Consider the following 18,588-nt stretch of genomic DNA (forward strand, 5'->3'; position numbering starts at 1 on the left):
AAAAGAAGGGAAATCAGGCCTTGATCAAATGAACGGCGAACCCGCTGAGCTCCTGCTCCAGGTAGCAGACCTTGATCCTTCCCTTGCCGTCCCTGCTGATCGTCTCTCCCTTGACGGTGAAGCCGAAGCGGCCGAGATAGGCGAGGGTACGCTCGATATCAAAGCATTTGAAACCGAGATGGCCCAATCTGCCGATGTACATCTTGGGCAGAACCTCAATGGTGGTGTCCAGGAACGTGGAGCTGTTGCCGACCTTCTTGATCATACCCAGGGCCTCGAGGCTTGCGATGGTCCGTTGTGCCTCGGCCTCGTTCTCGTTGTTGATGCCCAGATGTGCGAATTCCAGACCTTGGAGCGCTTTGACGGCATCCTTGCAGAGGTCGGTGATTGCCTGCCAGTTCTCGCTCTCGATCAACTCCCCCTTAACCATCCATGAACCGCCGACGGCCAACACGTTGGGCTGCTTGGCATAGGAGGCGAGGTTGGCAAGGCTGATGCCGCCGGTGGGCATGAAGGTCAGATTGGGGAACGGGCCTGCAAAGTTCTTGAGCATGTCCACACCACCGCTAACCTCGGCGGGGAAGAACTTGAGGGTAGTCATGCCACGGGAAAGTCCTGCCTCGATGTCGCTGGGGGTACAGACGCCAGGCACGATGGGTACGTTGTTCTCAAGGCACCAGTCGACCACGGTGGGATTGAAGCCCGGGGAAACAATGAAGCGGGCTCCTGCAGCGACCGCCTTCTTGGCGTAGTCGAGGTTGATGACCGTTCCCGCCCCTACGAGCATCTCGGGATATGCCTTGGAGATGCGTCTGATGGCCTCCTCGGCCGCATCGGTGCGGAAGGTGACCTCGGCGCAGGGAAGTCCCCCGTCGATCATGGCTTTGGCAAGGCCCTCGGCCTTGGATGCGTCATCAATTTTCACTACCGGTACGAGACCGATTTCGTGGATCTGTGCAAACAGTGCGTCATGCATACGATTCGCTCCTTTCTGGATTCCAAATATGAAACGATGTTTCAAAATATTATTGACAGACTCCAGCATACCTTCTATGATTCCAAATATCAAGAGGATATCTTTGTTCCCGGCAAAAATTGTAGGAGGCTTGTATGGGTAAGAAATATGTGACATTCGGTGAAATCATGCTTCGGTTGAAGTCCCCTGGACACGAACGGTTTTTCCAATCTCCCGCCTTGGAGGCGACCTTCGGAGGAGGGGAGGCCAATGTTGCCGTCTCTCTTTCCCTTTTCGGCAAGGATGCCAAGTTCGTAACCGCGCTTCCTGCCAATGCCATCGGTGAGGCTGCCGTGAGGGAAGTCCGCAAATACGGGGTTGACACCTCCTCCATCAAGATGACCAAGAATGGTCGGCTCGGTATTTACTTTTTGGAAACCGGCGCCAACCAAAGACCCAGCAGCGTCGTCTACGATCGTGCAGAAAGTTCCATCGCTTTGAGCAAGAGCTCTGATTTTGACTTCGCCTCCATCATGGCCGATGCTGAATGGCTGCATGTCACCGGTATTACCCCGGCAATCAGCCAGGACGCCGCCGACAGTTGCTTGGCTGCCATGCAGGAAGCAAAGAAATCCGGTGCAACCGTTTCCATCGACCTCAACTATCGCAAGAAACTTTGGAATTACGGAAAGAAGGCTCCTGTTGTCATGCGTGAATTGGTCAAATTCGCCGATGTCGTGGTTGCCAACGAGGAGGATATCCAGAAGTGCCTGGGAATCGAGGCCAAGGTGGATGTCACTAGTGGTGAATTGGATATCGAGGTCTACAAGCAGCTTACCGACGAAGTAAAGCGGCAATTCCCCAATGTTTCGGTGGTTGCCGTAACACTGCGCGAGAGCAAGAGTGCCGACCACAACGGTTGGAGTGCTGCCCTCAGCGGGAAGACCGGTTTTTATCTGTCCAAGCATTATGAGATCACCGATATCATCGACCGCGTCGGTGGTGGAGATTCCTTCTCAGCCGGATTGATCTATGCGCTGAGCGAATATGGTGATGATGAGCAGTATGTCATCAACTTTGCCGTTGCGGCTTCGGCATTGAAGCACTCCATCGATGGAGACTTCAACCTGAGTACGAAAGCGGAAGTGGAAGCTTTGTGCAAGGGCGATGGCAGCGGACGCGTTCAGCGGTAAACCAAGGTACCTTCTGTCAAAAACCAAAGGTGATGCAGGACGAAACTGCATCACCTTTATTGTTCTTTACCAAACCTTTACCTGACTTCCTTTGCATCTGTACCCAAGCTTCCTATCCTTGGGCCATACAACAAGTAAAGGAGTCAACTATGTATACAAAATCAATCATTCTGGTTCTCTTGGTGCTTTCCGTATTCACTTTCACGGTGACAGCGCAACCGCTTGAAGAGGTCCAGCCTGCAGCGGTAGTGGAAACCGCTTCCCCTGACAATGGCCTTCTGTACATGAGGGAGGAAGAAAAACTTGCCCGTGATGTGTATCTTGCCTTGTATGAGATCTGGGGAGCCCGCACCTTCCTCAACATTGCTCAGGCTGAACAACAGCATATGGATACCGTAGGGGCCTTGCTTGCCTCCCGTAATCTCGAGGATCCGGCTGCACAGACAACTTTCGGCGAATTCAAGAATCCCGATCTTGCAGATCTATACACCCAATTGGTGGAGAAGGGGAGCGTCTCCTTGGTACAAGCCTATCAAGTCGGAGCTCTCATAGAGGATCTGGATATCGCCGATCTGCAGTCCTATCTTGCACAGACCGAGGATGAGGCAGAAATTTGGGTCTACACCGCCTTGCTTCGTGGATCACAGAACCATATGCGTTCATTTGTCAAGCAACTTTCCCGGTACAACGAATCCTACCAGCCCGTCTACATAACGGAAGCCGAACTGGCCGCTCTGCTTTCTACCCGCTGAGCGGGTTCAACCATCTTTCTACGGGAGTGATAGGCAAACAATTCCTCGGTTGCCAACGCCAGTTTGGTGACCGAGAATTTTTTGCCTTCGGGAAAGAGGTAATAGGTATCATCCAAGGTGGAGAGATCGATGCAATCGCCCTTGCCGAAATAATCGTATTCGATATGGCAGGAGTACATTGAGAGGGCTGGTTTCACCAAATCCAGATGGTTGCCATCGAAATTGCCTTCCAGACGGAATCCCTGCATGTCATGGATGAGCTTTGCGTTTCCAAGGGGTATATACCCTTTCGCATTGGGGAGGGCATCCACCCTGACCTTGCAGGTGAATGAGTAGGCTCCCTGCTCGATCTGGCTACGTACTTGGGAACGCTCAAATTCATACCAATCGGGGATATGGGGAAATTCCGTCACCAAGGTGGTTTCATCAGCGGCTTTCTGTACAGATGTCAGCTCGCCGTATTCAGACATTTCCCATTGTTTATGGCAGGCTTTGCACCCGATCCTGTTTCCTTCGCTGTACATTGCATATTCAGTGAGGCAGTGGGGACATTGGTACAACGGTTTATGCAAACCCTCTGCACGCTGTGGATACTCGATGCGGATCCGGTTTTCTTTTTGCCATGCATACTCATCATAGATGAAAGCCTTGCGGATGGTTTCGTTGACCAAGGCTACCGATGCGTCAGCCAATTCATTTTCTGTGAACAACAAACTGTAATCGGCTTCAATTCGGTTGTTCCGCTTTTTCAGGTTCCACACAGGGCTGCTCAGGTAGTTTCCATGCATATTGAGCATCACCACAGGGACTCCCAGCAGTTTCGCCATCTTCCCCAGGGAATCGGGAAGCACCGCCGTAGTGCCGACCAGAGAGTACCGGGCTTCAGGATAGAGGGCGAGTACATCCTTGTTGACGGTCAGTACCTTTTTGATCTGGCGGATCAATTGCAGATCGTTGGTGAATTTCCGCTTGCAGATGCCTCCTGCATTCCTCAGCAGCCATTCCCGTTTGAGAAAGCCGTCTATGGCGACGACATAATTGGCCCGATGGGGAAACAAGGCGGCGGTGGTCACCTTGAAATCGATGAATGCATGGTGGGTGCACAGCAAAAGGAATGGAGGTTTGACTCCCTCCATACGTATTCGGTTGATTTTCAGATGGTGTTTCCCTACTTCAGGGTAACTGAGCAGCCAGGTCACCGGGCGGAGATACTGACGTTGCCTGATCGGTTTTCGTTTCATGTCAAACCGCTTTGCTTGCTGCAATCGTTCAAAACCAGTCATGCTCAGCCATCCTTTGCGTTCAGGGTAATTGTATCGTACAAGCAGTCAGGAAGAAGGGCAAGACAAAGTGTACAGTCATTGGACAAGCGTACGGTTTCCTGTATGATGTGGTGTATGAACCATACACCGCTTTATGCTTTGGCCAAGGCGTACATGCAAGCCGGCTTGGACGAAATTTTTTCTGAAAATGATCTGATCTGCGTTGTTGCAGAGGATGGCACCCCGTACTACGTATCCATTGCCCAGAATGCTTTCGCCGCCTACAGGGGAGAAAAGGGGCTGACCGGATATCTTGCCCTTTCCTTGGAGGAAGAGAGTGCCTCTGATCTCGCTTTCATGGACTTGCAGCAGGCACAGGAATGTCTGTTGGCGTTGCTTGACGCGCACAGCGAGGATTTGGAAGAACAGGAACTTGCTCAGATCAACGAAAGCAATGTCGCCTTCGAGGAAGGCAGTTACCCGCAATTCCGCAGTAAATTGCAATATCAGTACCCTTGGTACCTCTCAGAAGCCGAGCAGCGTGATCTTTGCCTGATCCTTGAGGCGATGCTGTTTGCCAAGACATACTTCGCCGATTACAAGAAACAAAGCAAACACCAATCGTTCTCCTATTGGCTCGATTCCTTGCGGTTGGAAGAAAGTGAGACCCATGAATACATACCCTGTCTGCAAAAGGCAGGGGAAGACTTCACGGTGACCGCCCGGGTACTGCAGGATGAGGCATACGGCTTTTCCTATCCGCAGGCCTATTTCACCGATGAGGAAAAGCAACTGTATTACAAGCGTATGAAGGCGAAGCCGGGAAAAGTATACTATCATGCAATCGGTTTGCTCAGTGAAGCCATGATGCCCGAGAAGGGTGAACGTCCTGTATTCCCCATCTTCAGTATGGTGTATGACCCCCAGCTGCATCAAATCCTGGATGTTTTCCTGGTGGAGGATTATGATGAGGAGCACGGCAAATTCGTCAGTCGACTCCTTGAGTTGTTCGAAGAGAACGGAAAACCACAGGCCATTCACTGTTTCGGCAAGCGTACACTCCCTCTGTTGAGCAAGCTTGGACCGCAGATCGGAATTATGGTGGTTGATGGTGGGGAGAACCAGGAGATGGATGCAATCATAGAAAATATGTTTGAGGAACTCTCCCAGGTGTATGATTCCCACGACCATGACCACCATCATCATGAACATGGGCCGGATTGTTCCTGTCACCATCATGGAGACGACCAAGAATAAGAGAGGGAGGTCGGCTGTGCGTTTGGGTGTAATTGCAGATGATTTTACCGGAGCCTCCGACATCGCCGGTTTTTTGGCCGACGGCGGAATGCGGACCATCATGTACAACGGTTTTCCCGCCAACCTTCCCAAGGACGAGGCGGATGCTTTGGTTGTGGGATTGAAGATCCGTTCCTGCACCGCTAAGGAAGCGGTGGACGAAGCGTTGCGTGCATTGCAATTCCTCCAGGATGTCGGGTGTGACCGTTTCTATTACAAGTATTGTTCCACGTTCGATTCGACGCATGAGGGGAATATCGGTCCGGTGGTCGATGCCCTGCTCCAGGCTTTGTCTCTTTCCTTTACGATCATCTGTCCTGCCCTTCCGGTAAACGGACGGACCGTCTGCCACGGCTACTTGTACGTCGATCACGATCTCCTTTGTGAATCGAGTATGGCCACCCATCCCTTGACCCCCATGACCGACGCCAAACTGTCCCGCTTGATGGAAGGCCAATTCTCCGGAAAAATCGGACATGTCTATTATCCTGCGGTGTTCTCCGGTCCAACCGCCGTACGCGCCCGCCTCGCTGCTCTTCAGGAGGAAGGCGTAACCTATGCGGTGATGGATGTGCTTCGCGACGAGGACCTCTCAGTCATCGCCGAGGCGACGACTGATATGAAATTGCTGAGTGGAGGTTCCGGATTGGCGATCGGTCTGACCGCCTTCCTCTCAAGCAAGGGGGGACTGAAACCCGCTGAGGGAGCTTCGTTTGTCCCTCGCAGGCAAAAGGGCGTGGTGATCGCCGGATCGTGCTCCCAACGCACCAATGAGCAGGTGGCCTCCTACCGGAAATGTGCCCCATCGCGCTTCATCGATGAAGCCTCATGCCTGCATGATGTACAGTACGCCCAAGTCTTGGCCGATTGGGTGCTTTCGCATCTGGATGGTGAGTATTTCCCCCTCTTGTATGCAACCAAGACGCCGCAGCAACTGAAAAACAGCAAGGCGACGTTCGGTGAGGAATCGGTTGCACAAGCCATCGAGAAGGTTATTGGGACGGTGGCCTCGCTTTTGCATGCTGAAGGCGTCGGGACCTTTCTTATTGCAGGGGGGGAAACCAGCGGGGCGGTTGCCGCCGCATTGGGAGTGTACGGCTATACGATCGGGTCACAGATAGACCCTGGGGTTTCCTGGCTTCAGGCCTTGGATGACGATACCTTGCAGTTTGCCTATAAATCAGGCAATTTCGGCTCTGTTGATTTCTTTGTGAAAGCCCAGCATATGTGCAGATGAAAAGGAAGAACCGCTCATGATATTCTCCACCGCATTCGCCGCCGTATTTCCGTTGTTTGCCAAAATTGCCATCGGGTATGGGATCAAGACATCCCGTCTGTTGTCAGAACGGTCCTTGCGGGAAATGAATGCATTGGTCTTCAAGGTGTTTCTACCGACCCTGTTGTTCTCCAATATCTATAAAACTGATTTCAGTACCATCGAATCCTATCATCTGCTCTGGTATGCCTTGGTCGTGGTGGTCATCATGTTTCTTACCTACCTGTTGGTCATCCCCAGATTTGTTGCTGACAACCATCAACGGGGTGTCGTGGTCCAGGGAATCTGCAGAAGCAATTTCATTTTGTTCGGAATTCCCATGGCTGCAACACTCTATGGAGGAGTGAGTGCGGGTCTGGCCTCCTTGCTGGCCGGTATCGTGGTTCCGATGTTCAATATGCTCAGCGTCATCGTCTTGGAATATTTCCGGGGGCAAAAACCTGATTACCGCAAGATGCTCAAAGGTGTAGTCACCAACCCCATCATCCTAGGAGGTCTTCTGGGTAGTGTCTTCGCCTTGACGGGCCTTCGATTTCCCGCCTTGGTCGAACAAGCCGTATTCGAGGTGGCGGATATCGCCACCCCGCTTGCATTGATCATTCTCGGCGGTTCGGTAACCTTCTCCTCGGTCAAGCACAATCTCAAGCCCTTGGTCATCGCCGTACTGAATCGGTTGGTCATCGTTCCCGCCATCGGTTTGGGTGTTTCCATCCTGCTCGGATTCCGGAACCTGGAACTCATTCTGCTGTTGGCGATGTTCGCTTCCCCTGCAGCGGTATCTTCCTACACCATGGCCCAACAGATGGACGGAGACGCAGATCTGGCAGGCCAGATCGTCGTCTTTTCCACCCTCATTGCATTGGTAAGTCTGTTTCTCTGGATTTCCCTCTTGATGGCGCTCCGGTACATGTAGGCTATTGCCGGTCACCCCGTTCGGGCACGATGCAGATGAAGACGAACTTCTGTTCACCAGCATTGGAAATCTGATGATCGATGTCATCAGGAATGTATGCCACCGAACCTGGGACCAACGGGTAATCCTTGCCGTCCATGAGCAAATTTCCCTTTCCTTCGACTGCATAGATGATATGCTGCCAAGGGTGGGAATGATGCGGGGCGGAGCCTCCCGCATCCAAGGTGAACATCCGCATCACATGATCCTTCCAGCCTTGTTTTGGACCCACCAGAATTTGTTTCTGGACCTTTTCTGCTATCTGCTTTTTTTCTATTGCATCCCTATGGGAAACCATCATGACGACTCTCCTTTGTTTCAGCGTTTGCCGCTGAGGCAATCCAATACGTAATCGGTACGCATTCCCGATTCTCCGGTACTCGGACAAGTTCCTCTCCCCAGAAGTTCGTCGACCACGGTCTGGATCAATGGTTGGGCTACATGCTGGGGAGGACTCGGAACATTGATGACTTCAATGCCCTCGTTCGTAGTGATCGTAATCGGCGCTGCGATGTCCAGCACAGAATAGGATAGGTCTCCGTTCTGGAGATGGATGGTGGTTGTATCCTCATCCCTGAATGAATCGAAACACCAAATTCCGGTACCCGCCACACCTTGCTCGGTCTTGAAGTACCCATGCACCATATCATCCGCTGCATAGACCTTGCTTTGGTTCAAACCCTCCCCCTTCGCCTCAATGACGGGACCGAAGAACCAGTCGATGAGATCGAGGGCATGGGATCCGACATCGTGGAATTTCCCCCCTCCCGAAACTTCGGGACGGACACGCCAGGTTCCCCCGTTCTTCCTATCCTCGTCCTTGATCGCCTGTTGCATGAGAATATGCACAGCGCGCACCTTCCCAAGCCTACCGCTCTCCAGAATTTCCTTGATCATGCGATATTTAGGAAGAGCCCTTCGGTAATAGGCGCTGAAGAAGGGAATGGCATGCTGCTTGCAGTACTCTACCATCTCCTTGCTTTGCCCGTAGCTCATCCCCAATGGTTTTTCACAATACACCGGCTTGCCGCTTTGGGCGACCATGAGCGTGTACGCGTAGTGTGTATCTGGGTGGGTGGCGATGTAGACGGCATCGACTTCGGGATCATTGATGAGCGCCTGGGCGTCATCATACCACTTGGGAACCCCGTGCCGAAGCGCATAATCGGCGGCGAGCTCCCCATTGCGACGCATGACGGCGACCAGTGCCGAGCCTTCCGCCTTCTGCAATCCAGGTCCACTCTTCACTTCGGTCACCGATCCACAACCAATCATTCCCCAACGGATAGTCTGCATATGCTTCCCCCTTACCCGTGATGGTACTCTAGAGTCTGAAAAAAAACATCCCCGGAAATCCGAGGATATTCATCAATTATTCGGGGGTATACCCCAACAACTTGGAGAGGCTTGCACACGCATCTACGATTGAGGTCGTGATGTGCTGCTTTTCCTCAGGATTGAACCTGAACAATGGCCAGGAAACACTCATTGCGGCGATGACCTTCCCGGTATAGTCCCTGATCGGGGATCCTATGCACAAGGTTCCCATCTCATGTTCCTCGTTGTCTTCAGCCCACCCCTGCGCCTTGATGCGCTTCAGTTCGCTAAGCAACGTCAATTCATCCCGGATGGTATTCGGTGTGAACGGCTTGAGATGGACGTTCCTCAAGTAGGAACTCAGTTCATTTTCACTCATATCACTGAGAAAATTCTTTCCGATCGCCGTACAGTAGAGAGGGATGGTCTTGCCGACCCTCGAGTACATGCGGATGGTGAAGGATGATTCCTTTTTCAGGACATACACCGCCTCATTCTCTTCCAAGACACCCATGTGAACCGTCTCGCCCAATTCCTCGCAGAGGCGTTGGGCGATCGGGTTCGCAACATGGATCAGGTCTATGTGTTCCAGCCCATGGGAGCCCACCGAGAACATCTTCAGCGTCAGACTGTACAGATCGCTGGGATCCCGATAGACATACCCGAGGGTGACCAACGTCGAAAGAAACCGAAGGAGGGTGGCTTTGGGCAACGCGGTCTCTTTTGCCAAACTTTCCAGATTGATGCTCTGGTGCTTGGAAAGGGTTTCCAAGATGGCGATGGTTCTGATAACCCCGCTGGTTTGTTGTTTCTCGCTGCCTGCTTCCGTTTCTTTCTTTCCCATTCGATCAGCCCTCAAAATATGCCTTGGCATTGCCGAAGGAAATGTTCTGCACGACCTTACCCAACATATCCATATCGTAGGGTACTTCACCTTCCTCAGCCCACGTACCGAAGATATTGCAGAGAATCCTTCGGAAATACTCATGCCGGGAATAGGAAAGGAATGAACGGCTGTCGGTGAGCATACCGATGAAACGGGGCAGCAAGCCAACGTTGCCCAGGATCTTCATCTGCTCTTCCATACCATCCTTGTGGTCGGCGAACCACCAGGCGGAGCCCAGTTGCATTTTCCCGGGGATTCCATCCTGATAACACCCCATCAAAGTGGCCAGCGTATAGTAGTCCTTCGGATTCAGCGAGTAGAAGATCGTCTTGGGGACCTCATGGGTCTGCGAAAGGTTGTTCAAGAAGGCTGACAGCGATTGGGCAAGTTCCTTGTCATGCGAAGCATCAAAGCCGGTATCGGGCCCAAGCTTGTTGAACATGAGACCGTTGTTATCCCTGATGGAAGCAAAGTGGAGTTGCATTGCGATGTCCCGCTTTGCATATGCACGGGCGAGATGCGTCATCACATAGGTCTTGTAAGCCTCCACTTCCTCGTGCGAGAGTGTCGCACCGGCAAGCTTCTTGGAGAAGATGGCGTTGACTTCGCTTTCGCTCTTGAAGACTGACGGAGCGGTGATCAAGGCATGGTCGGAAGCCTTGCATCCCATGCTGACAAAGAAATCAAGCCGCTTGATCAGGGCCTGGACCACATCCTCAGCGTTCTGGATGTGCAGACCTGCAGCCTTTCCCAGACTCTCAATGTAGGAGAGGAAGGTTTCCTTCTCAATATTGAGGGCCTTGTCCGGGCGATAGGAAGGAATAACCTTCGCAGGAAAGTCCGTCTGGGAAGCGATGACCTTGTGATACGCAAGATCGTCAGCTGGATCATCGGTCGTTCCCACCGCATACACCTTGAACTTCTGCATGATACCACGTACCGAAAGTTCCTCATTCTCCTTGAACTGCCGGTTTGCTTCTTCGTAGATTGCCTTGGCGTTCTTGGTGTTCAGTACCTCATGAATCCCGAAATACCGTTGGAGCTCAAGATGGGTCCAGTGATAGAGGGGGTTGCCCAAGGCATTCTCCATCGTGGAAGCCCACGCCATGAACTTGTCGAACGGATCGGCGTCCTTGCCGGTAACCAGTTCCTCGGGAATGCCGTTGGCCCGCATGGCCCGCCACTTGTAGTGGTCGCCGCCGAGCCAAGCATCGGTGATCGTGGTAAAGCGCTTATTTTCTGCAATTTCCTGGGGATTGAGATGACAGTGATAATCGAAGATCATCTCATCCTTGGCATAGTCATGGTAGAGAGCTTGAGCTGTCTTGGTCTGCAACAAGAACTGTTCGTCCATAAACTTCTTCATTGTGTTTCTCCTACGTGAAGCTGTCCTAGAGGATGACTCCATCCTTGAACAGCGATATTTCTGCGTACCCATTCTCTTCGTTCTTCGTCTGCATCTCTCCGCTGGCCACTGCCTGGATGAGAGAGAGGAAGTCGGAGAGCACCGTGTCATTATCTTCCTTGAGCAGTCTTCCTGCATCGAAATCAATCCAATTCGCTTTCTTCTCAGCAAGCGGCGAGTTGGAGGAAATCTTCACCGTCGGCACCGGAGCGCCGAGCGGAGTCCCCCTTCCCGTAGTAAAGAGGATGATGTGCGATCCGCAGGCGGTGAGCGCTGTGGTGGAGACAATGTCGTTTCCGGGACCGGAAAGCAGGTTCAGCCCCCGGGTGCGTACCTGCATCCCATAGGACAAAACGTCGGTGACGATGGCTTGCCCCCCCTTCTGGATGCACCCGAGGCTCTTGTCCTCAAGTGTGGAGATACCGCCCGCCTTGTTGCCCGGAGAAGGGTTTTCATACACAACCTGATCATGCTTCACAAAGTACTGTTTGAAGTCGTTGATCAAGGAGACGGTCTGTGTATACACCGTTTCATTTGCTGCTCGATTCATCAACAGTTGTTCCGCTCCGAACATCTCGGGGACCTCGGTCAGGATTCCGGTGCCGCCCATGGCGGTCAAGGCATCACAGAATCGCCCAACCAAGGGGTTTGCCGTGATTCCGCTCAAGCCATCCGAGCCCCCGCATTTGAAACCGACGATCAGGTTGTCCATCCCCATCGGTTCCCGCTTGTCCTGCTTCAATGTCTCATAGAGTTCATGCAGCAATTGCTTGCTTGCCTCAAGTTCATCATCGACTTCCTGGGTGGTGAGGAATTTGACCCGGTTTGGATCGACTTCCCCCACCAAGGCCTTGAAGGATTCGGGGGTGTTGTTCTCACAGCCGAGGGAGAGAACAAGCACGCCGCCGGCGTTGGGATGATGCACCAGATCGGCAAGAATGGTCCTGGTAGCCTCATGGTCGTCGCCCAACTGGGAGCATCCGTACGGGTGTGCCCAGACATGGATGCCGTCATAGGAAGCTGTCCTGGGAAGATTTGCCTCCGCCCAGCTGACCAGGTTTTCTGCAACCTTGTTGACACAGCCGACGGTCGGGACGATCCACAGTTCATTCCTGATGCCGATCTTCCCGTCTTTCCTACGGTAGGCCTTGATGGTGGGGACTTTGTGCGCCCACTGTTTCTTGCGTTCCTGTTCCTTCTGCTGGAACTGGGCGGCAAGATCTCTATCATACCGATATTCGGCGGTCTCTGAAAGCAAGGTCACGATATTGGAGGCATGCACATGCTCCCCAATACCGATGGCTGTCTTCGCGGCTCCTATGGGAGCTCCGTATTTGATGACCGGTTCATCCTTGGCCAACTGCTTGAGCGCAAACTTATGGCCCCGGGGAATGTCTTCGGCAAGGGTGATGGAAACACCCGATACCTCGACGACTTCCCCTTTACTCAGATCCTGGATGGCTACGGCCACCGAATCCTCTGGATGTACCTTGACGAACTTGCGTATCTGCATGAAATCTCCTTTTTAGAGAGCCTGCAAGGCTTGTTGCATGCCTACCGTCCAAATGGAGGTGAGGTCAGCCTCTACCGATTCGGTCAAACCGGCAACGGTACTCAGGTCCTGTGCCCACCATTCTGTACGGGAGAGGACCGCTTTGGCAAGGCGTGCAGCCTTTTCCTCGGTCGTTCCTTTTTTTGCATACTGTTCTGCGAAGAAAGCAAGGATTTCCGGGCTGTCCTGGATCAGATAGGTCTGGCCGTTGCGGCTTCCCTTCAGTGCCGCCCCTTCGTATTCGGTTCCTTCATAGAAGCTGATCAATGCGGCAAGCGCGAAGACCAGACGCTTGGGAAGCTTGTGTTCCTTTTTCAGATACCCAAGCAATGAAGGAAGGTCACGGGTCTTGAACTTCGAGACAGAGTTGAGGGAGATGCTCAAAAGCTGGTGGGGATTGTACGGATTCTCGAACCGCTCGAGGACATCCTTTGCATAGGTTTCCAGCTCTTGCTTGGAACCATCCATCGAAGGGATGATTTCCTCGAAGATGCCCTCGTACATGAAGGGATAGAGCAACTTCTTGTCCGCGATGCAGTCCTGCACTGTTTCCAGACCGGCCTGATAGGCAGCAAGGACGCTCATGGTATGGGCTCCGTTGAGGATGCGTACCTTGCGGGTGCGGTAGAAACTCATGTCGTTGGTCCATACGACGTTCAATCCGGCTTTGTTGAACGGAAGTTCGTCCTCATGGTAGTTCTTATGGCATTCGATGACCCAAAGGTGGAAGATTTCGGCAGCATCCAGAAGGTTGTCCTGGTAGCCGAGTTTCTCACACAGCTGCGGTGCTTCCGCCCTCGGGTAACCCGGGACAATGCGGTCGACCAGGGAGTTGGTGAAGTCACAGGCTTCGTCAAGCCATGCATGGAAGTCCGCTTCGAGATTCCATTCGGTGGCATATTGTTTGACGATCCGCTTCAGGTTGTCCCCATTCTTGTCGATCAATTCGCAGGGAATGAAGATCAAGCCTTTGTCCTTCGCCCCGTTGAAAGCCTGGTACCGCTTGTAGAGGAAGGAGCATACCTTGCCGGGAAAGGATGTCTGCGGGGCATCATCCAGCTGGTCACCCGCATGATAGGCGATTCCTGCCTCGGTTGTATTGGAAATGACGAACCGAAGATCCTCGCTTTTGGCAAGTTTGAGGTACGCTTGGTAGTCTTCGTTCTTGTACGGGTTCAGACAGCGGCTGACACTGTTTATGGCCCGGTATTCCTCGACGGTCTTTCCGCTTTGGACGCCCCTGAGGACGGTGGTGTACAGACCTTTCTGGTCGTTGATCATATCGGCAAGACCGCGGTCAAGCGGCTGGACAAGTACGACATTCCCGTTGAAGTCGGTCTTCTCGTTGAGGATGTCGATCATCCAATCAACGAAGGCACGAAGGAAGTTGCCTTCGCCGAACTGCAGGATCCTTTCCTTTCTTTGAACGGGTTGATGAATACTGGTAATTGGTTGCATGGTGTAGTCTCCTTTGCGGTATACGTTCAATGTATGGTTTTTCTTCCATATAATACCTGCGCCATGATCGCGCAGGTGCTTTGCTGGAATACGATGCCAAAAATGACGGGGAGTGCGGATTCCGGGGGAAAATAGGCAATCGCCAGCACCAAAGCCGCGCTGATGTTGCGCATTGCTGTGGCAAAGGTGATGCTTTTGCTTTCCTCGACGCTGAGTCCTGCGATTTTTCCCAGATAGTGACTGATCGGATAGCCAGAAACAGCCAGCAGGGCGCTGGCCAATGCGATGGGCAGGTACAGCCAGCTCGCGTTTTCAAGCAACCGGTCCGCAACTTGGGATGTATTGATGACGATGATGAAAAACAGTCCGATTTTCGAAAAAGGGCGAAGGCACGGAGCAACATGGTCGTTTACCCTGCCCTTGGTGAGGTTGTTGATCAGGATTCCCGCCATGGAGGGAAGCACTACCATCAAGAGCAGGGAGATCATCATCCCGGTGGTGTTGATCTGCACCGAGGTCCTTGCGAGCAATCGGACGGTATACGGAGTGGTAAGGGGAGCAAGTATGGTGGAGATGAGAATCAGGGTAAGGGAAAGCGCCCCGCTTCCCTTGTAGATGCTGCTCCAGATATAACCGGTGACCGCAGTCGGGATTGCCATGAGGAGAATCAAGCCGGTTATGATCGCTTCCTGATGGGGGAACAATAGGTTTGCCACTGTCCAGGAAAGCATCGGCATGATGAAATTGGCTCCAAGGATGAAGATAAGAATCGTCTTGGGACGACGGATGACCTTGAAAAAATCGCCTGAACTGATACCCAATCCACCAATGAAGGTAATGAGTGCGAACAGGTAGGTGACCGATGGTTTCATCCAAGCAACCAAGGAACCGAGAAGCAGGCCCAAAATAACCCCGCTGGGGGTAAGGATCGGCATAATCCTTTCCAAATGATAGTTCAGGCGTCTGAGCCCTGCCTCGATGGGTTGAAATTGAAACATCGTTCCAAATCATACTCTTCTCCTTGTTGGACTGTCAAGCAAGAAGAACCTATGGTATAGTAAGACAGTTTGTGAAGGAGTTGAATTGTGGCTGCGCAACACCCGGATAGAATTGGGCTGGTCCTTGCTTCCATTCATACTGGAGCCTCGAACGGGCTCTGGTCGGAAATTGCGCGACTCGCCCAGCAATCCGGACGTGCCTTGTTTGTCTTTCCCGGAGGGAGGCTGGAATGCAAGGAAACCCAGGAATACCTTCGCAATGCAATCTATCCCTTGGTGAATACGGAGAACCTGCAGGGTGCCATCACCTGGGCATCGACACTCGGGGGGTCGGTGCGTATAGAGGAGGTCAAGGAGTTCCTTGCCGATATGGCTCCACTTGCGTGTGTGACCATCGGGATGAAACGGGAAGGAAGCCCTGCCGTCTCCTTCGATGCATATGCAGGCATACAGAGCATCCTCTTGCATTGCATCACCAAGCACCATGCAAAAAGAATCGCCTTCATTCGCGGGCCGGAGAATCATGATTCAGCGCAAGACCGATATCGTGCCTATTGTGATACCTTGGATCAGACCGGCCTTATGTTCGATCCCCGGCTTATCAGTGACCCGTTCCCCTGGACTGAAGGAGCAAAAGCCTTGGATCAGCTGATGGAGGAACGTTCCCTGATCCCCGGTAAGGATTTTGATACTCTTTCCTGCAGTAGTGACATGATGATGTTTGATGCAGGAAAACGACTTGAGGAGAAGGGGTATCGCATTCCGGAGGACGTACGGATACTCGGATACAACGACAGCAGTGAAAGTCATTTGTTGAAGGTGCCTTGTACCACGGCCCGGCTTCCCGTAGCAGAACTTGCCCAGATGTCCTTCACCCTGCTGGGAAACCTTCTGGAAGAGGAGTCTTCCTCGGTGTTTGACATCCTGCTTCCTTCCATGCCGGTGATCCGGCGTTCGTGCGGATGCGCCTATTCCTTGGGTTCCGAGGAGCAAGCCCGCCAGGTAGTGGGGACGAGTTCGTCGTTCCGTGCCTGGATCATACAGAATTTCGGTTTGGATGAGTCGGAAAGCAGTGAACGGGATTCGCTTTTGTTTGGATCGGAGAACTGGGACGATGCCCGGTATTATTCCATGGTCGAACAGCTTTCCTACCGCTTTCTTGACCGTGGCGGCGATCCCAACCTGCTCTCCGAGGCTTTGCATTGGTATTGTACCTTCTTTGCCTCCGACCAATTCAAAGCAACCCGGGCCAATCAGATCCGTGATCTTTTCCTCCGGCAACGGGATCTGGTAGCCCATGAGCACGCCTATGCCCTCTCGATGCAGGCGAAACGGCTCAATGCATTGAAGTGCGACCTGCTGACCGTACGCAGCCTCTCCTCGATACCAAGCTTGCTGGAACAGCATCTCAAGGGTTTGGGAATCAAGTCAGGCTATCTGGTACTGCATGAAGACGACAAGAACAGCCTCTTCATAGGTGGATATGATGAGAAGGGGATGGATGAAGGCCAGCAACGTTTTCCCAAACAACGATTGCTTCCTTCTGCTTTGCAGGAGAATTTGGAAGCGGGTGTCTATGTAATCGAGCCGCTTTTCATGGATAATCAGCCGCTGGGATATGTGATGGTGCAGACCACCTTGTTCAGCGGCAGTGTCATGGAGGAATTGAGAACCGCATTGAGTTCTGCGGTCAAGGGTGCGTTTCTTCTGGAGGCCGCCAATCGGGCAAGGGAGGAAGCTGAACGTGCCCAGCGGTCACGAACCGAATTTCTCGCCAATGTCAATGAAAGTTTGCGATCTCCTTTGGAAGCCTTGCTGGCTTTGGCGAACCAGAGTGAAGGATCGCTTCGGGATTCCATGCAGCAGCAATTGCAGGCGGCTACCCATCTGTTGGATCTGACGCTTTCCCATAGTGGAGAGTTGGAATTGGAAAAGAAGCTGTTCAACGCTCGAATCCTGCTTGATGGCCTGAGGACAAAAACCAGTGGACCTGACCGTTTGCCGATGCTCTACGGGGATGACCACCGTCTGATCCAAGCCTTCCATATCGTCTACGACCATATACGGAAAGAAGCGGAAGAGGTTTGCTTGGACGTGCAATTCCAAGCCGAGGGAGTGTTGTTTGCCTTTTCCTCTTCACGCTCGACCTGGCAGGCATCCTTGGGGAAACAGGATCCAAGCCTCTCGTTGGCCCAGCGTATCGTCCTGATGAGCGGTGGGTTGGTCTTCCTCAAGGAGAACAGTATTCTGCTTCGTCTTCCCTGGCCCGCTCTTGAAGGGGAAAGTCAAACCGCTTCTACAATGGTATTGTACTATCTTGCTTCCGATCAGGAAGATTCAATTCCCTCCTTGTTTGCACCCACGTTCCCTATGCAGTTTGTGAAGGCTTCCACGTTGGATACCCAGCATCTGTCTTCACTCGAGGGAGGGGTTCTGGGATGGGATGGAAGCAGACAGACCAGTGAATTGCAGATTCTTTTGAATCAATTGATGCAGCACCCCCGTCTGGCAAAGGCTCCTTTTGTTTGTTTCCATGCGCCCCAGGGGTATGAGAATCTGGGTGCAGCTTTGACTTCCTCTCTGGTCGGGCAACGTTCCAAAGGCGTTCTGGTCATCACCGGAGGAGTGGACGTCCATATTGCCCAAACCCTGGGTATGGGGGATAAGGTGGTGGAATGCACCCCTGCCGAGCTTGTGACAATCTGTCGCTCGCAACCGGTCGGCTTGCTTATCAGCGATGTGTTTTCACCCCAGTTGTTTGAGGAAGTACGCAAGCACATTGCCTCGCCGATTGTCCTGATCCGTGACCGCTGGACCATGGATGAGGCAGAGCAGGTGAGTTTGATCCCCCGCTTGGTCATCGCCCATCGCTGTGTGATGGACAGCAGTGAGTTTCTGGCCAGATTGGTATCGTTGTTGGTGCGCCAGGAAGTGCTTCCCCCGTTGACGGGAGCATTGGTAAAGCGGGCGGTCTCCTATCTTGGGGAACATGCTACCGGACAGATTTCCCGATGGCAATTGGCAGAAGCGATCAATGTCAGCGAAGATTATCTGACCCGCATCTTCCGTAAGGAATTGGGATTGTCCCCATGGGACTATCTGAACCGACACCGCATCTGCCTGGCTACGGCGCTGCTCAGACAGACCACCCTCACGATCAACGAAGTTGCGAGCCAGACCGGTTTTCAGGACCAAGCCTATTTCTGTCGGGTGTTCAGGAAGATCAAAGGCATGGCTCCCACCAAAATTCGTACAAACGAGAGGTAAGCGTTTCAGCTTGACAGAG

15 protein-coding genes are annotated in these 18,588 nt (G+C 52.7%); 6 read left to right on the top strand and 9 right to left on the bottom strand.

All coding sequences use genetic code 11. The features are described 5' to 3' along the window. Nucleotides 1-13: 13 nt before the first annotated feature. On the bottom strand, nt 14-976 hold the full coding sequence (locus AB7C91_RS00590) for a bifunctional 4-hydroxy-2-oxoglutarate aldolase/2-dehydro-3-deoxy-phosphogluconate aldolase (protein WP_332446472.1): 963 nt from the start codon (nt 974-976) through the stop codon (nt 14-16). Nucleotides 977-1,110: 134 nt separating this feature from the next. Between AB7C91_RS00590 and AB7C91_RS00595 the strand changes: the two genes are divergently transcribed. Both AB7C91_RS00595 and AB7C91_RS00600 read left to right on the top strand, forming a co-directional pair. Beyond that, nucleotides 1,111-2,148: a sugar kinase gene (locus AB7C91_RS00595; RefSeq protein ID WP_332446473.1), complete on the top strand. Its 1,038-nt coding sequence runs from the start codon at nt 1,111-1,113 to the stop codon at nt 2,146-2,148. A 149-nt stretch (nt 2,149-2,297) separates the two neighbouring features. Continuing rightward, entirely contained in the window at nt 2,298-2,900 is a 603-nt protein-coding gene (locus tag AB7C91_RS00600) for a DUF2202 domain-containing protein (RefSeq protein ID WP_428588450.1), read from the top strand. Here the strand turns inward: AB7C91_RS00600 and AB7C91_RS00605 are convergent. Next, entirely contained in the window at nt 2,855-4,183 is a 1,329-nt protein-coding gene (locus AB7C91_RS00605; protein ID WP_332446475.1) for a hypothetical protein, read from the bottom strand. The genes AB7C91_RS00600 and AB7C91_RS00605 overlap by 46 nt on opposite strands. Before the next feature lie 114 nt (nt 4,184-4,297). Here AB7C91_RS00605 and AB7C91_RS00610 point away from each other — a divergent pair, with 114 nt between their 5' ends. The 3 genes from AB7C91_RS00610 to AB7C91_RS00620 are packed head-to-tail and all read left to right on the top strand — an operon-like array spanning nt 4,298 to nt 7,647. Continuing rightward, nucleotides 4,298-5,419, top strand: a complete 1,122-nt coding sequence (locus tag AB7C91_RS00610; RefSeq protein ID WP_428588453.1) for a DUF6930 domain-containing protein — start codon at nt 4,298-4,300, stop codon at nt 5,417-5,419. Next, a complete protein-coding gene (gene otnK / locus AB7C91_RS00615; RefSeq protein WP_428588456.1) occupies nt 5,352-6,695 on the top strand; it encodes a 3-oxo-tetronate kinase in 1,344 nt (447 codons plus the stop codon). The genes AB7C91_RS00610 and otnK overlap by 68 nt, the downstream gene beginning before the upstream one ends. Before the next feature lie 16 nt (nt 6,696-6,711). After that, the gene (locus tag AB7C91_RS00620) at nt 6,712-7,647 is read left to right on the top strand and encodes an AEC family transporter (protein WP_332446478.1); all 936 of its coding nucleotides are present in this window, start codon (nt 6,712-6,714) and stop codon (nt 7,645-7,647) included. A gap of 1 nt (nt 7,648) precedes the next feature. On the opposite strand, the gene AB7C91_RS00625 is transcribed toward AB7C91_RS00620, so the two are convergent. The 7 genes from AB7C91_RS00625 to AB7C91_RS00655 form a co-directional block, all read right to left on the bottom strand. Continuing rightward, nucleotides 7,649-7,987 (bottom strand): cupin domain-containing protein, encoded by a 339-nt coding sequence (locus tag AB7C91_RS00625; RefSeq protein WP_332446479.1) that lies wholly within the window; start codon nt 7,985-7,987, stop codon nt 7,649-7,651. Between the two features lie 17 nt (nt 7,988-8,004). After that, nucleotides 8,005-8,982 carry a Gfo/Idh/MocA family oxidoreductase gene (locus AB7C91_RS00630; protein ID WP_332446480.1) on the bottom strand — a complete coding sequence of 326 codons (978 nt, stop codon included), beginning with the start codon at nt 8,980-8,982 and terminating at the stop codon, nt 8,005-8,007. Between the two features lie 76 nt (nt 8,983-9,058). After that, nucleotides 9,059-9,847, bottom strand: a complete 789-nt coding sequence (locus AB7C91_RS00635) for an IclR family transcriptional regulator (protein WP_332446481.1) — start codon at nt 9,845-9,847, stop codon at nt 9,059-9,061. A gap of 4 nt (nt 9,848-9,851) precedes the next feature. Next, nucleotides 9,852-11,255, bottom strand: a complete 1,404-nt coding sequence (uxaC, locus tag AB7C91_RS00640; RefSeq protein ID WP_332446482.1) for a glucuronate isomerase — start codon at nt 11,253-11,255, stop codon at nt 9,852-9,854. A gap of 25 nt (nt 11,256-11,280) precedes the next feature. Further along, a complete protein-coding gene (locus AB7C91_RS00645; RefSeq protein WP_332446483.1) occupies nt 11,281-12,807 on the bottom strand; it encodes an altronate dehydratase family protein in 1,527 nt (508 codons plus the stop codon). Nucleotides 12,808-12,819: 12 nt separating this feature from the next. After that, nucleotides 12,820-14,304, bottom strand: a complete 1,485-nt coding sequence (locus AB7C91_RS00650) for a tagaturonate reductase (RefSeq protein WP_332446484.1) — start codon at nt 14,302-14,304, stop codon at nt 12,820-12,822. A gap of 26 nt (nt 14,305-14,330) precedes the next feature. Further along, nucleotides 14,331-15,302 carry a bile acid:sodium symporter family protein gene (locus AB7C91_RS00655; RefSeq protein ID WP_332446485.1) on the bottom strand — a complete coding sequence of 324 codons (972 nt, stop codon included), beginning with the start codon at nt 15,300-15,302 and terminating at the stop codon, nt 14,331-14,333. Between the two features lie 87 nt (nt 15,303-15,389). Here AB7C91_RS00655 and AB7C91_RS00660 point away from each other — a divergent pair, with 87 nt between their 5' ends. Then, nucleotides 15,390-18,569: a helix-turn-helix domain-containing protein gene (locus AB7C91_RS00660; protein WP_332446486.1), complete on the top strand. Its 3,180-nt coding sequence runs from the start codon at nt 15,390-15,392 to the stop codon at nt 18,567-18,569. The last annotated feature ends 19 nt before the right edge of the window (nt 18,570-18,588 follow it).

The sequence above is a fragment of the Sphaerochaeta sp. genome (genome assembly GCF_050256055.1).
In the GTDB taxonomy this organism is placed as follows: Bacteria; Spirochaetota; Spirochaetia; order Sphaerochaetales; family Sphaerochaetaceae; genus Sphaerochaeta.